The following is a 13,641-nucleotide window of genomic DNA, read 5'->3' as shown; positions in this document are numbered from 1 at the left end:
CTAGTGCCAGCAGCTAGAATGCTTAATGACTTCGCGCCATTCCCTCTCATTCTAAACGAGCCACTTCCACTTTTCTTTATTCCGCATTAACGGGCAGTAAGACCCCCACTAATGGAAGCTTCACTTTATTACATCTTCTCTGGTGCAGATACTCCAACTAATGCTAATGCATTTTGAAGTGTAATGCGTACTGCACGCATTAAGTCATAACGAGCTTTACTTAACTCTAAGTTATCTTGGTTTAATACTTTTTCTGCATTGTAGAAGCTATGAAGCGCCGCCGCTAAGTCAAATGCATAGCTTGTAATGCGGTGTGGCAAACGTTTTTGTGCTGCTTCTGCAACTGCCGCTGGGAATTCACCCAGTTTCTTTAATAAGTCTACTTCTTTCTCAGAAGCAACAAGTTTGTAGTTAACATCTCCGCCTGCGGTTAATCCAAGTTCTTCACCTTGGCGAAGGATACTGCATACGCGTGCATGTGCATATTGTGCATAGTAAACAGGGTTTTCATTTGATTTTGATACTGCTAAGTCCATATCAAAGTCTAAATGAGAATCACCGCTGCGCATTGCAAAGAAGTAACGCATTGCGTCTACGCCTACTTCTTCCATAAGCTCACGAAGTGTAACAGCTTTACCTGTACGTTTACTCATTTTTACTTTTTCACCGTTTTGGTATAGTTGTACCATTTGGATGATTTCTACTTCTAATGTATCTTTATCGTATCCAAGCGCTTGAATTGCTGCTTTCATACGTGGAATGTAACCGTGGTGGTCAGCACCCCAAATGTTAATTAATTTCTCAAAACCGCGCTCTAATTTATCACGATGATACGCAATGTCTGGCGTTAAGTATGTGTAAGAACCATCGTTTTTAATTAATACACGGTCTTTATCATCGCCGTAAGTTGTAGAACGGAACCATGTTGCGCCCTCTTCTTCAAATACCTCTCCGCGCTCTTTTAACGCTGCAAGAGCTTCATCGATTTTACCGTTTTTGTATAATGATGTTTCAGAGAACCACACATCAAATTTAACACGGAAGCTTTCTAAGTCTTTTTGAAGTTTCGCTAGTTCATATTTTAAACCGTACTCACGGTAGAATTCATAGCTTTCTTTTGCGTCAGCTTTTGCATAACGATCGCCAAACTCTTCTGCTAAATGTTTTCCGATTCCGATGATATCTGCGCCGTGGTAACCGTCTTCTGGCATTTCTTTTTCTAAACCTAACGCTTGCATGTAACGAGCTTCAACAGAAAGCGCTAAGTTATGAATTTGGTTACCAGCATCATTAATGTAATATTCACGAGATACATCGTAGCCCGCTTTTGCTAATACGTTACATAACGTATCACCAACTGCTGCGCCGCGCGCATGTCCTAAGTGAAGGTCACCTGTTGGGTTTGCAGATACGAACTCAACTTGTACTTTTTCACCGTTACCAGTATTTGTTTCACCGTAAGCTTCGCCAGCTGTAATAATTGTTGGGATTAGATCTGTTAAGTAGCTGTTATCCATGTAGAAGTTAATGAAGCCAGGTCCCGCAATTTCAATTTTTTCAATAGAAGCTTTTGCTTTATCGAAGTTTGCAATTAATTCTTCTGCAATCATGCGCGGTGCTTTTTTCGCTACGCGTGCAAGTTGCATCGCCATGTTTGTAGAGAAATCACCGTGTGTTTTATCTTTTGGCGTTTCTAATACAACGTTTGGAATTTGTTCTTCTGTTGCTAATTCTGCTTTTACTACAGCAGCTTTAATTTCCTCTTTAATGAGTTCTTTTACTTGTTCTAAAGAGTTCATTATTGTCCCTCCTTGAGATTAACGGTAATTGTATATCGGCCTGCTTCTTGTTCACTTAGAAGCAATGCATACGTTAGAAAGAGTTGTCCCTTTTTCTTTTCTTCCGACCATTTAAAAAGGACGTTATCTGTTTTCGTTTGCAATGCAAACGTCCCAAGTTCACTCATATAGGTTCCTGTTGTCCACTCACCTTTTTTATGAGTTTGACGCATAGAAACAGCGCCCGAACGCATAATGAGAACTTGATCATCTTGAATTTTAATAATTGTCTTCACTTCGCCTTGTTCATTCGGTTCTTGAAACGTTACATATGTACTTTGACCCTTTACATAGTATAGACCATTTGCGTCAAAAGCAATAGTTTCCTTTCGCGCCCCTTCACGAATTTCCGTTACAAAGTGAACTTGTACTGGTAAGCCTGCAAGTTGCTTCTCCACGTCTTGCACACCTTTCAAAATGTTATAGATATTACATATAGTTTATAATAAATCACTTTTCCTATCATATCAAAAAAGAGCAGTGCCTGTCTGCTGAAATATTAGGAAACCTATTGAAAGATGTAGTTCCAAAAAAACAATTTATAAAAATGGTTATATCATCCTTGTAAAACATAAAAACCCAAGTGCAGTATGAACTTGGGTTTTTCATTATTTTTTCAGTTTTTCTAGCACTTTCGCTGGCACTTCATTCTCTCGCAGCTCTGCCCATCCTTTCCCTTGGCTTCCTTTTGCGTAAATTTTCAAGTATGCTCCTTGGCGAAGTTCACGATTTATCACTTTTTTCACAACCTGCTCATTTCCATCCCTATCATAAGCAGTAAATGTGTACAAATACTTATCACCTTTTTTCTCACCTTGATTTGTTACAGTATAATATTCCTTTACTTCCTTACTTGAGAAAAAATTATCTACAAAGGCTTGCACACCTTCTGTTTTTGATTGTAAGTAAAAGACACCTGCACCGCCTAAAATAGCAAGTACTGCTGTAACTTTTAATATCATACGCATGAATCTTTCCACCTCTAACATGTATCATTGTATAATGCTTCATTGAGTATAAAATCTACCAAAAATAGTCTCTATCGATTTCCCTTACATTTCTCTTACATCATTGTAAGGAAAGTAAACTGGAATATTTAATAAAAATAAAAAGGCTATTTCGAATTATATCGAAATAGCCTTTTTATTTTGCTTACTGTTCATCTAGCTTTAGTGGCTAGAATGACCGGTAGCCTAACTTTATTTTTGCACCCATCCAAGTAACATTTCGCGCACAAATTTACTTGCTGCGATTGGTGTTTGGTCACTGTGATCATATACAGGAGCTACTTCTACTAAGTCTGCTCCAACTACGTTTATATTTGAATTTGCAATTGCAACAATGGAATCTAGTAGTTCTTTTGACGTGATACCGCCAGCTTCTAACGTTCCTGTACCAGGAGCGTGCGCTGGGTCTAATACGTCGATATCAATTGTGACATAGACTGGGCGTCCTGCAAGTGTTGGCAATACTTTCTTTAATGGTTCTAATACATCAAATTTGTATAAGTTCATGCCAACTTCTTTTGCCCACTCAAATTCTTCCTTCATACCAGAACGAATACCGAAAGAATATACGTTTTCTGGACCAATTAAATCGCACACTTTACGAATTGGTGTAGAGTGAGATAAAGGCTCGCCTTCATACGACTCACGTAAATCTGTATGAGCATCCATGTGGATGATTGCTAAATCTGGATATTTTTTGGCCATCGCCTTAAAAATTGGCCAAGACACTAGGTGCTCACCACCAAGACCCAGTGGAAACTTACCAGCATCTAATAGTTTTGTTACATATTCTTCGATCATGTCTAAGCTGCGCTGTGCATTACCGAAAGGAAGCGGAATATCACCCGCATCAAAATATTTAACTTCCTCTAATTCACGATCTAAATATGGACTATATTCTTCTAGTCCAATTGATACTTCACGAATACGTGCTGGGCCGAAACGAGAACCAGGACGATAACTTACTGTCCAATCCATCGGCATCCCATAAATAACAGCCTCAGCATCTTCAAAACTTGGATGACTGTTAATAAATACTTTACCTGAATAAGCTTCATCAAAACGCATATTCTTTTTCCTCCTATCTGGAACTGAAGGTATCCCAACCTTTCATTTTGTCTCAAATTTGGAGCTGTTTTGCTCCTCTTTATCGATTTACCACACTCTTCTCAACCCAATTAGTCGAGAAGAAATTTACTTACTTTTATTACAGTGAAACGTCAGTGGCTAACTTTGTCTCCTAGACCCTTGCATCTAAGAATCTTCCCCACGAGAAAGCAAAAAGTGCCTTCTACGGGAAAGAACCTTAGCCACCGGGTCTGAACAGTCAGCTTCGCTTTTCTTACTTAATTAAATCCCCAACGAATTTAGGCAATACGAATGCTGCTTTGTGAAGTTCTTTTGTGTAGTATTTCGTTTCGATTTCGTGGAAACGCTCTTCACTTACTTCTAGTGGATCATGCTTTTTAGATCCGATTGTGAATGTCCAAAGTCCGCTTGGGTAAGTTGGAATGTTTGCTGTGTATAGACGTGTAATTGGGAAAATTTCTTTTACGTCTTTAAACACGTTTGAAATTAATTCTGGTGTGAACCAAGGGTTATCTGTTTGCGCTACGAAAATACCGTCTTCTTTTAACGCTTTAGAGATTCCAGCGTAGAATCCTTTTGTAAATAAGTTTACAGCCGGGCCTACTGGCTCTGTAGAATCAACCATGATTACATCATACATGTTTTCGCTTTCAGCAATGTGCATGAAACCATCGCCTACTTTTACGTCTACGCGTGGATTTTCTAACTCGCCAGCAATTTCTGGTAAGTATTTTTTAGAGTACTCGATTACTTTTCCATCGATTTCAACAAGCGTTGCTTTTTTCACGCTTGGGTGTTTTAATACTTCACGAATAACGCCGCCATCTCCGCCGCCAACAACTAGAACGTTTTCAGGGTTTGGATGTGTGAATAATGGTACGTGCGCTACCATTTCGTGATATACGAATTCATCCTTTTGTGTTGTCATAACCATGCCATCTAAAATAAGCATATTACCGAATTCTTCAGTTTCAACCATATCTAGCTTTTGAAATTCTGTTTGCTCCGTATGTAAAGTGCGGTTAATACGCGCTGTAATTCCAAAATGCTTTGTTTGTTTCTCAGTGAACCATAGTTCCATTGTACAATCACGCCTTTCGTTGCAAATTATAATGTGGACACCATTAATGTCCCCTAACAAAAATAAAACAAAACATGGAAAATGTATAGTTAAAAATATAAAAAAGAACGTAAATATATTGTAAACGAGTCGTTTTCGTTCGTATATTTAGTCAATTATGTATAAAACAGTAAGAAAACCCTTTCCTAGGAAAGGGTTTTGCTCTCATTTTCTCGAATCGGTAGACAAATCATCACACATCCAACTAGCGCAACAATTCCTCCTACTAAAAACGGGCTTTGCGGTGAAACCACGTGACCAATAATTCCAGATAAAATCGGTGCAATTGCCCCGCCCATCCAACGAACAAAGTTATATACACCTGATGTAATAGATCTTTCATAAGGTGAGATATCCATTACGTAGCTTGTAAATAATGCATTATTAAGACCAGACGCTAGTCCTGATAAAATGATCAGTACAATTTGTAACCACATAACTTGTACGAAGAACAATAGTATTAAAAAGATTGCAAATACAAGTAAGCTATAGCGCAGTAACATTTTCGGTTCGTATTTTCCTTCTAATTGGTGTGCAAGCACAGCAGAGCCATACGCTAATGCAAGCCCCCAGCCGCAAAAGACAAACCCAAGCCGAATGGCAGATAAATGTAAAATAAGCGGTGAATATGCCAAGACAACAAAGAAAGCATAGTAATATAACATTCCGGAAATGGCACCTTGTATGAAAGGTTTATATTTCACCAGGTTAATCAATTCTTTCAATCCTGCTGACTGGCGTTTCACTTTGCGCTCTGGTTCTTTTACAAAAAAGAAAACGAGAATAAATGCTAGACCAATTAAAACACTTGTCGCAAAAAATGGATAACGCCAAGAATATCCACCTAATAAACCACCTAACAGCGGACCTCCCGCCATACCTAAACCAATTGCTGCCTCATACAATCCAACGGCTTCATGCACTTCTTTGCTCAGTGCAATTAATAATGTCATTGCCGTTGCAAAAAACATCGCATTCCCTAAGCCCCAGCCAGCGCGAAAAATGGATAACTGCGTAATTGTTTGTGATAATCCGCAAATACATGCAAATACCGTTACAATTGCAAGACCAATTGTCATCATACGCTTATCACCAAATCTTGCTGCAAAAAGCCCAGCTGGCAACATCATAATTGCCATCGTAAAAATATAGGCTGTAAATAACATCTCGACTTGCCAATGCGTTGCACCAATTTTCTCTGCAATGATTGGCAAAATTGGATCGACTACTCCAATACCAGAAAAGGCAAGAAACGTAGCGATTACTGTAATGAGTCTTCCAAGCCGTTTTTTACTCTCCATATAAATCACTCTCCCTTTGTTTCTTCTAAAAACTTCGTTGCTCTTTCCAAGCTATGTTCTAATTCTTCTTTCACGTGCTTCATTTGCAGCATTTTCTTATCTAGCGTCTCGATTTGACTTGTCAGCATATGTGCTATTTCTTGAATTACTTCCCGTTCGCGCGGGTTATCACTATTTTTTCTTTGCTCCATACGTTCTTTAAGTGATAAGAAGTACTGCATTTCTTGAAGCGTTATACCTAGTACTTCTTTCGCTTCTACAATTTTTTTAATTCTCTCCACATCTTCATCTGTATATAGACGAATATTTCCTTCACTGCGTTCTGGTGGATGAATTAAACCAATTTCCTCATAATAACGAAGGGTTCGCTTTGTTAAGCCTGTTTGCTTTGTAACTTCATCGATTTTATACAATTATATTCCTCCTTCCTAACAATATCACATTTTACGTTAACGTTAACTTTTGTGCAATCATTACACTTTTGTAAATTTTTTCTACCAGCATTGTATTTTGGATTGCTCAGTTTCATAATTGAAGCAAAGTGAAACTTCCATCAGTCGGGATTTTTTCATCTTCCATCTATCTTCTTCGCCTCTCTCTGAATCATGAGGCGGGGGTCCTACTGCCCGATAAAATGAACCATAAGGAGAATTTGTTATGAAACAACCACTTATTTTTGCGCATCGCGGTGTAAGAAGTACACACCCAGAAAATACAATGATTGCTTTTCAAGAGGCAGAGCGTGTCGGTGCACATGGCATCGAGCTTGATGTACATATATCAAAAGATGGCGAAATTGTTGTCATTCACGATGAAACTGTGGACCGAACTACAAATGGAACAGGTCTTGTATATGAACAAACTGTCCAGCAATTGCAAGCACTCGATGCCGGCAGTTACAAAGATCCTTCTTTTCATGAAGCAAAAATCCCAACGCTCCGCGAAGTGCTTATTTGGCTTTCTACAACAACAATGCAATTAAATATTGAATTAAAAACAGATGTTATTCGTTATCCTCTTATAGAAGAAAAAGTCGTCAACCTTGTTCGCGAATTTCATCTATCTAATCAAATTGTATTTTCTTCGTTTAATCATGAATCCGTTGCCCTGCTTGCAGCTTTAGCACCAGAGATTCCCCGCGCGATTTTATACGATGAACCGCTCGCCGATCCAATTGCTGAAGCAAAGAAAAGACAGGCAAATGGTCTTCATCCAAAATTTGAATTACTTACAAAAGAGTTTGTACAAACGGCTCAGCAGCAAGGATATATATTCCGCCCTTATACAATTAATGAATACAAAGACTTACAAAAGATGATAGATTACGGCGTCAATGTAATCATTACCGATTGGCCAACACGCGCTTTTGAGCTTCTTTCTTAATAAGAAGCTCTTTTTTAGTTTAAAAACAGCCAAAACCCTCAATACTAGTAAAAGTATGCTATGAGGGGTGACAAAAAATGGAACCTACAACAAATGAAAAACAAGCAAAATATATACGCTTTTTCCTCACTGCACTGTTATCATGTGTTATTTTCTTTGTTTCTACTATTTTCACTATCTTACTTGTTGCAAAAATTGCAGGACCGCCACCTGTTGCAGTTCCGCAAACCACTATCTTTTATGCAAATGATGACTCTGTTATGGGGCAAAGTCATGGCGCGCAGGAACGCTATAATGTGTCACTCGACCATATTTCACCTTACGTGAGAGAAGCGACACTTTCTATTGAAGATCAGCGCTTTTATAAACATCATGGTTTTGATGTAAAGCGCATCGGCGGAGCAGTAATTGCTGACATCAAAGCGATGGCAAAAGTACAAGGTGCAAGTACAATTACGCAGCAATACGCTCGAAATTTATATTTGGATCACGATAAAACATGGAAACGAAAATTGTTAGAAGCAATGTACACCGTTCGTCTAGAAGTGAATTACAATAAAAACAATATTTTACAAGGTTATTTAAATACAATTTACTACGGGCATGGTGCGTATGGCATTGAAGCAGCAGCTCGTCTCTACTTTAATAAAAGTGCCAAAGATTTAAATTTAGCCGAGGCAAGTATGCTTGCTGGCATTCCAAAAGGCCCAAGTTTGTATTCTCCCTACTTACATGAAAATCGGGCCAAAGAAAGACAAGTTCTCATTTTAGGTGAAATGGTAGAACAGGGGTATATCACGAAGAAAGAAGCAGCAGCAGCCAAAAAAGAACAACTCACCTTGGCTCCTCTTGAAAAAGAAGAAGTAGCAGAAATGGCACCTTATTTTCAAGATGCTGTACGAGCTTCTCTTATCAATGATGCTGGTCTCGATGAACAAACAGTAGGACGCGGCGGCCTGCGTGTATATACAACGCTAGATCCAAAGCTCCAAACAATTGCGGAAAGTACAGTAAAAGAAACCATCCCAAGTACAACAGAAATAGAAACGGCTATTGTATCCATGAATCCCAAAACAGGCGAAGTAATGTCCCTTGTTGGCGGACGTGATTATAAGAAGAGTCAATTCAACCGAGCAACGCAAGCGTACCGGCAGCCAGGTTCAACATTTAAACCGTTTTTATATTACGCCGCTCTTGAGCAAGGCTTTACACCAGCAACTCGCTTAAAAAGTGAGCATACCGTATTCACATTAGGTGATGGTGTTTCCAAATATAACCCAGCGAATTATAAAAACTACTATGCAGATGACTTTATAACGATGATGCAAGCACTTGCTGTTTCTGATAATGTGTACGCTGTGAAAACACATCTTTTCTTAGGTGAAAAATCACTTGTAAAAACGGCGAAGCAATTTGGGATTACAAGCGCATTAAAAGATGTTCCATCACTTGCGCTTGGAACATCTCCTGTAAAACCGCTCGAAATGGTAAATGCTTACAGCATGTTTGCTAACGGCGGAAAACAAGTCAAACCAACATTTATTCGGCGTGTTGTCGATCATGATGGAAACATCTTATATGATGCTCATTTAGAAAATAAACAAATTCTTGATGAGAATAATGCCTTTGTGATGGAAGAAATGATGACAGGCATGTTTAATAAAAAATTAAGCAGCTACGCCTCTGTCACTGGACAAAACCTTATTCCAAAGTTATCCCGCACATACGCTGGAAAATCAGGTTCAACTGAGACAGATAGTTGGATGATTGGCTTTACACCGCAGCTCATAACAGGTATTTGGGTCGGCTACGATAAACAAAAGACGATTTCTAACCCCGCTGAGCAATCTTATGCGAAAAATATGTGGGCAACCATTATGGAGCAAGATTTAGAGGAAAGCCCGAAAAAAGATTTTAAAAAGCCGGCCAATGTTGTCGCATTAAACATTAACCCTGAAAATGGGAAAATCGCAACGAAAGGTTGTCCTACTTCTGTCAAAATGTATTTTGTAAAAGGTACTGAGCCAACAGAATATTGTATGGATCATATTGATGAAAAGGACGAATTTGAGGCGGTGCTAAAAGACAAAGAGAAGAATAAACCAAGTTGGTGGAAAAAATATTTCCCATGGTAACAAAAACTTATAAAATGAAACTTTGATCAGTTGGACCAATTACACTTTTACGTAATGAATGTAATGAAATCACTCAAAGATTGCATCTCCAAAAGGGCGCAGTAATTCTTCTGCTCCCTTTTCTTTCTTAAACAGCGCAAAATAAGTACTATCTCCTATTCAGCATTATCATTTACGATGGCTAACACTTGATGGTCTTCCCATCTTCCATTTATCTTTACATTTTTCTTTGCAATGCCCTCTTTATGAAAACCGGATTTCTCTAAAACTTTTATCGATCCGATATTATGCGGCATAACCCCCGCTTCAATTCGGTGAAGCTTTAACTCATCGAATGCGTAAGACACTACTAACTTAACAGCCTCTGTCATATATCCTTTCCCATTATGATTTTTATCTAAGGCATATCCAATAAAGCAGCTTTGTAAAGGTCCGCGTAGTACTTCTGTCAAGGTAATATTCCCAATTAGTTCTTCTGTTTCGATTACGTAAATACCAAATGAGTATAGCTGATCAAGATCTTTCTTTTCCTTGTTCTCCCTAATTCGATTCAGTTGACCTTCCAACGTATAAAAATCATCCTCTCGTAACGCTGTATACAGTTGAAAAAAATCTCGGTTTTTCAATTCCAAATCTAGCAATTTTTCTGCATCACTCTCTTCAAGAATCTTCACAAAAATACTATTTCCCTTCAATTTCAAAATGTATCCTCCCTCTCATACTCTTTATAAAATATGTCTTCTGACAAGATTCTTTATTTCCTGCATATAAAATACAGTTACTGATATTTCACCACAAACCTATTTCAGAGCAAATAAAAAAACCCCTTTCACCAAGAAAGGGATTTCCTATTACTCTCCTAACAATTCACTACGTAATTTCTCACTAGAAAGATTCCATAGCTCCTCATTATGTTCTTTTAAGAACGTACCAAGCACTTTTTTAGAAGGTTCATCCATATGATCAACCATGATGTAACGTTTTAATGATTTGTCCATTTTATTTACATGCTCAGGTAATGATTTATAGCCGCGGCGAATTTCACGGTCTACTGTCATTTCGCATGCAGTTACACCGGCATAATATGCGCCGTTTGCAGTGCGCTCAATTGTTACCCAAACGAGCCAATATGGTTTTGCATTTGGTACTTCTTCTTTATTAGTTAAAAATTTAATTCCTTTTTCAACAGCACTGCGTGCATGCAGCGCACCAATATCAACAACTGCCGTTCCTTCTGTTACATCAATAATAACAGGAGAAATATTTTCTAGACTTAATGCGCCAACTCCAAAACCGCCATGTCCATCTGTGGAGTCATTTTTAATAATATTAAAACCGATTTGTTTCTTTTTCTCTGCCATAAGAAAGCCTCCCCTTCTCTTCTAATACAATCCAAATAATGGTCCAATTATACTATGCAGCATACCTAAAACATGCGGAATGACGACTTGGAAAATTGGCTGAATCGTATATCGATCTAACGGTGTAATCACAAGAATTAATAAAAAGATTGAACCGTATTTTTCATATTGCGTCATTTTCGCACGTAAATTTGTCGGTGCTAAATCTTCCACAACACGGTAACCATCTAATGGCGGGATTGGTAACAAATTAAAAATAAATAAAACTATATTAATCCCGATAAAAATTTGAAAGAACTGAAATAGTGTTTCTCCTACTGCTATTGGAACTGCATCAATAATTCCAAATTTCAACAAACTATACCAAGCAATAAGCCCAAGGGCTCCTAATAGTAAGTTACTAATTGGCCCAGCAATTGAAACAAGAATACCAGCAAGACGTGGTCTTTTAAAATTATAAGGATTGACCGGTACTGGACGTGCCCAACCAAATCCGATTAATAATACAGCAATAAGCCCGATTATATCTAAATGTGCCAGCGGAGATAACGTTAAACGACCTTGCCTTTTGGCTGTATCATCTCCAAATTTATACGCAACATAAGCATGTGCGAATTCGTGTACCGACAGCGCCATTACAACAGCCATTGCCAATAACGGTAATTGTTGCAGCGGATATGCAAAAAAGTGTTCCATACTTCCTCTCCCTCTTCATTATGTTAAAAAAAATTTCTTTTTCTGATTGTTCTCTTCAAGAATCCGTTATAATAGTACTGTAATCTACATAAAAGGAGCGATACATATGCCATACGTAACAGTAAAAATGCTAGAAGGTCGCACAGAAGAGCAAAAGAAAGCCCTTGCTGAAAAAGTAACAGCTGCAGTAAGCGAAACTACTGGTGCTCCAGAAGACAAAATCGTTGTATTCATCGAAGAAATGTCTAAAAACCATTACGCAGTCGGCGGAAAACGCTTAAGCGACCAAGAATAATATTTGATACAGGAGAAGCAGCCCGGCTGCTTCTCCTACTCTTTCCCTTCTAATAAACGAATAATCTTTTCTTTTACTTTTCCTTTTCGTCCGTCTTCATACAGTAAATCATGCGGATAGAACAATTTTTGATCAGTTCTCTTTTTACCTGTAATTGCCTCAACAATATCCGACTCACGAGATAATTCACGGAGCTCTCCATTCGGCATAAGCAGTAAAATTGGCAAACGTTCTTCCTCTTCACCTGCACGGTAAAAGTCATACGGCAGATCTGATGTGGAATCTACTACTAAATAATATTCTGGATCAAGCCCAATTTTCTTAAATAAACTATTTAATTCTACCCAATTGTTTAGCCCGTGCTTTTCTGTGAAATCTACACATTTGAACAAGTTACGGTTCATAAAACGGCGGCATAAATCACTTAAAATAGCATCCTCTTCGTCTTGCCATACTTGGAAGTAATAATACATCACATTCTCGTCTAACTTTAAATAATCCTCTACCGTTACTTCTCCTTCGAATAAAGAATAGAAATGCACTGGATGATATTTAAACGTATAGTATTGTTCATGCAATGCTTTCGCCCTGTGCAAAATTTTCGTTAAAATTACTTCCGCACTGCGCGTTACTGGGTGAAAATACACTTGCCAGTACATTTGATAGCGGCTCATAATATAATGCTCTACAGCATGCATTCCGCTATATTTAATCACAACTTGATTATTAAATGGACGCATTACTCGTAAAATCCGCTCCATATCAAAGTTTCCATATTTCACACCTGTAAAGTACGCATCTCGTAATAAATAGTCCATACGATCCGCATCAATTTGGCTAGAAATCATACTAATTGCTAATTTATTATGAGATGTTTTTGCAATGACGTCTGCTACCTTTTGTGGAAACTCACGATCAACACGGCTTAATACATCGTGAATTTCTGTATCGCCTACAATAATTTCTTGTGTAAACTTTTCATGGTTTAGTTCAAATACTTTTTCAAATGAATGCGAAAAAGGACCATGTCCTACATCATGCAGGAGTGCTGCACATAAGCACAGCAAACGATCTTCAGCATTCCAATCTGGTCTTCCATCAAACACATCATCAATCATACGGCGGATAATTTCATAGACACCTAATGAATGAGTAAAGCGACTATGCTCCGCACCGTGAAATGTAAAAAATGTCGTCCCTAGCTGCTTAATGCGGCGCAGACGTTGAAACTCTTTCGTCCCGATTAAATCCCAAATCACGCGATCGCGCACATGCACATACTTATGCACTGGGTCTTTAAACACTTTCGTTTCATCTAATTTGTCACTTACATATGCCATTAAAATTCACCGCCCTCCATTATACATTCTTATCTCTATTATAAACGAAAGGCGAAACAGAAAGAAATGAAAGACT

At 38.2% G+C, this 13,641-nt stretch carries 13 protein-coding genes and 1 pseudogene; 3 read left to right on the top strand and 11 right to left on the bottom strand.

The features are described 5' to 3' along the window. Positions 1–128 precede the first annotated feature (128 nt). From argS to LRP84_RS06060, 7 genes are all read right to left on the bottom strand, one after another. Complete coding sequence (gene argS, locus LRP84_RS06090; RefSeq protein WP_230574260.1) at positions 129–1,799, bottom strand: arginine--tRNA ligase; 1,671 nt, start codon at positions 1,797–1,799, stop codon at positions 129–131. Further along, complete coding sequence (locus tag LRP84_RS06085; protein WP_230574259.1) at positions 1,799–2,236, bottom strand: YwiB family protein; 438 nt, start codon at positions 2,234–2,236, stop codon at positions 1,799–1,801. Before LRP84_RS06085 ends, argS begins: the two co-directional genes overlap by 1 nt. A 210-nt stretch (positions 2,237–2,446) precedes the next feature. Further along, positions 2,447–2,806 (bottom strand): YxeA family protein, encoded by a 360-nt coding sequence (locus tag LRP84_RS06080; protein WP_230574258.1) that lies wholly within the window; start codon positions 2,804–2,806, stop codon positions 2,447–2,449. A 231-nt stretch (positions 2,807–3,037) separates the two neighbouring features. Next, complete coding sequence (speB, locus tag LRP84_RS06075) at positions 3,038–3,913, bottom strand: agmatinase (RefSeq protein WP_098310063.1); 876 nt, start codon at positions 3,911–3,913, stop codon at positions 3,038–3,040. Between the two features lie 274 nt (positions 3,914–4,187). Continuing rightward, on the bottom strand, positions 4,188–5,015 hold the full coding sequence (speE, locus tag LRP84_RS06070) for a spermidine synthase (RefSeq protein ID WP_230574257.1): 828 nt from the start codon (positions 5,013–5,015) through the stop codon (positions 4,188–4,190). Between the two features lie 185 nt (positions 5,016–5,200). Beyond that, positions 5,201–6,355: an MFS transporter gene (locus LRP84_RS06065; protein ID WP_230574256.1), complete on the bottom strand. Its 1,155-nt coding sequence runs from the start codon at positions 6,353–6,355 to the stop codon at positions 5,201–5,203. A 5-nt stretch (positions 6,356–6,360) separates the two neighbouring features. Beyond that, positions 6,361–6,768, bottom strand: a complete 408-nt coding sequence (locus tag LRP84_RS06060; protein WP_230574255.1) for a MerR family transcriptional regulator — start codon at positions 6,766–6,768, stop codon at positions 6,361–6,363. A 244-nt stretch (positions 6,769–7,012) separates the two neighbouring features. Between LRP84_RS06060 and LRP84_RS06055 the strand changes: the two genes are divergently transcribed. Both LRP84_RS06055 and LRP84_RS06050 read left to right on the top strand, forming a co-directional pair. Next, positions 7,013–7,738: a glycerophosphodiester phosphodiesterase gene (locus tag LRP84_RS06055; RefSeq protein WP_230574254.1), complete on the top strand. Its 726-nt coding sequence runs from the start codon at positions 7,013–7,015 to the stop codon at positions 7,736–7,738. Positions 7,739–7,815: 77 nt separating this feature from the next. Continuing rightward, the gene (locus LRP84_RS06050) at positions 7,816–9,873 is read left to right on the top strand and encodes a transglycosylase domain-containing protein (protein ID WP_230574253.1); all 2,058 of its coding nucleotides are present in this window, start codon (positions 7,816–7,818) and stop codon (positions 9,871–9,873) included. A gap of 167 nt (positions 9,874–10,040) precedes the next feature. Here the strand turns inward: LRP84_RS06050 and LRP84_RS06045 are convergent. The 3 genes and pseudogenes from LRP84_RS06045 to LRP84_RS06035 form a co-directional block, all read right to left on the bottom strand. Then, positions 10,041–10,574, bottom strand: a pseudogene (locus tag LRP84_RS06045) (GNAT family N-acetyltransferase); the annotation flags it as partial. Positions 10,575–10,724: 150 nt separating this feature from the next. Next, on the bottom strand, positions 10,725–11,234 hold the full coding sequence (locus LRP84_RS06040) for a YwhD family protein (protein ID WP_230574251.1): 510 nt from the start codon (positions 11,232–11,234) through the stop codon (positions 10,725–10,727). Positions 11,235–11,255: 21 nt separating this feature from the next. Then, positions 11,256–11,930: a site-2 protease family protein gene (locus LRP84_RS06035; RefSeq protein WP_098310071.1), complete on the bottom strand. Its 675-nt coding sequence runs from the start codon at positions 11,928–11,930 to the stop codon at positions 11,256–11,258. 106 nt (positions 11,931–12,036) lie between these two features. Between LRP84_RS06035 and thmT the strand changes: the two genes are divergently transcribed. Then, positions 12,037–12,225, top strand: coding sequence for a 2-hydroxymuconate tautomerase (gene thmT, locus LRP84_RS06030; protein WP_230314828.1), 189 nt, complete (start codon positions 12,037–12,039; stop codon positions 12,223–12,225). A 35-nt stretch (positions 12,226–12,260) separates the two neighbouring features. Here thmT and LRP84_RS06025 read toward each other — a convergent pair whose 3' ends face one another. Further along, positions 12,261–13,565, bottom strand: coding sequence for an HD domain-containing protein (locus tag LRP84_RS06025; RefSeq protein ID WP_230574250.1), 1,305 nt, complete (start codon positions 13,563–13,565; stop codon positions 12,261–12,263). Positions 13,566–13,641: the final 76 nt, after the last annotated feature.

This window comes from Bacillus rhizoplanae, from assembly GCF_917563915.1.
Taxonomy (GTDB): Bacteria; Bacillota; Bacilli; order Bacillales; family Bacillaceae_G; genus Bacillus_A; species Bacillus_A rhizoplanae.
The sequence above is the reverse complement of the archived record's forward strand: the minus strand, read 5'-3'. Positions and strand labels throughout refer to the sequence as shown.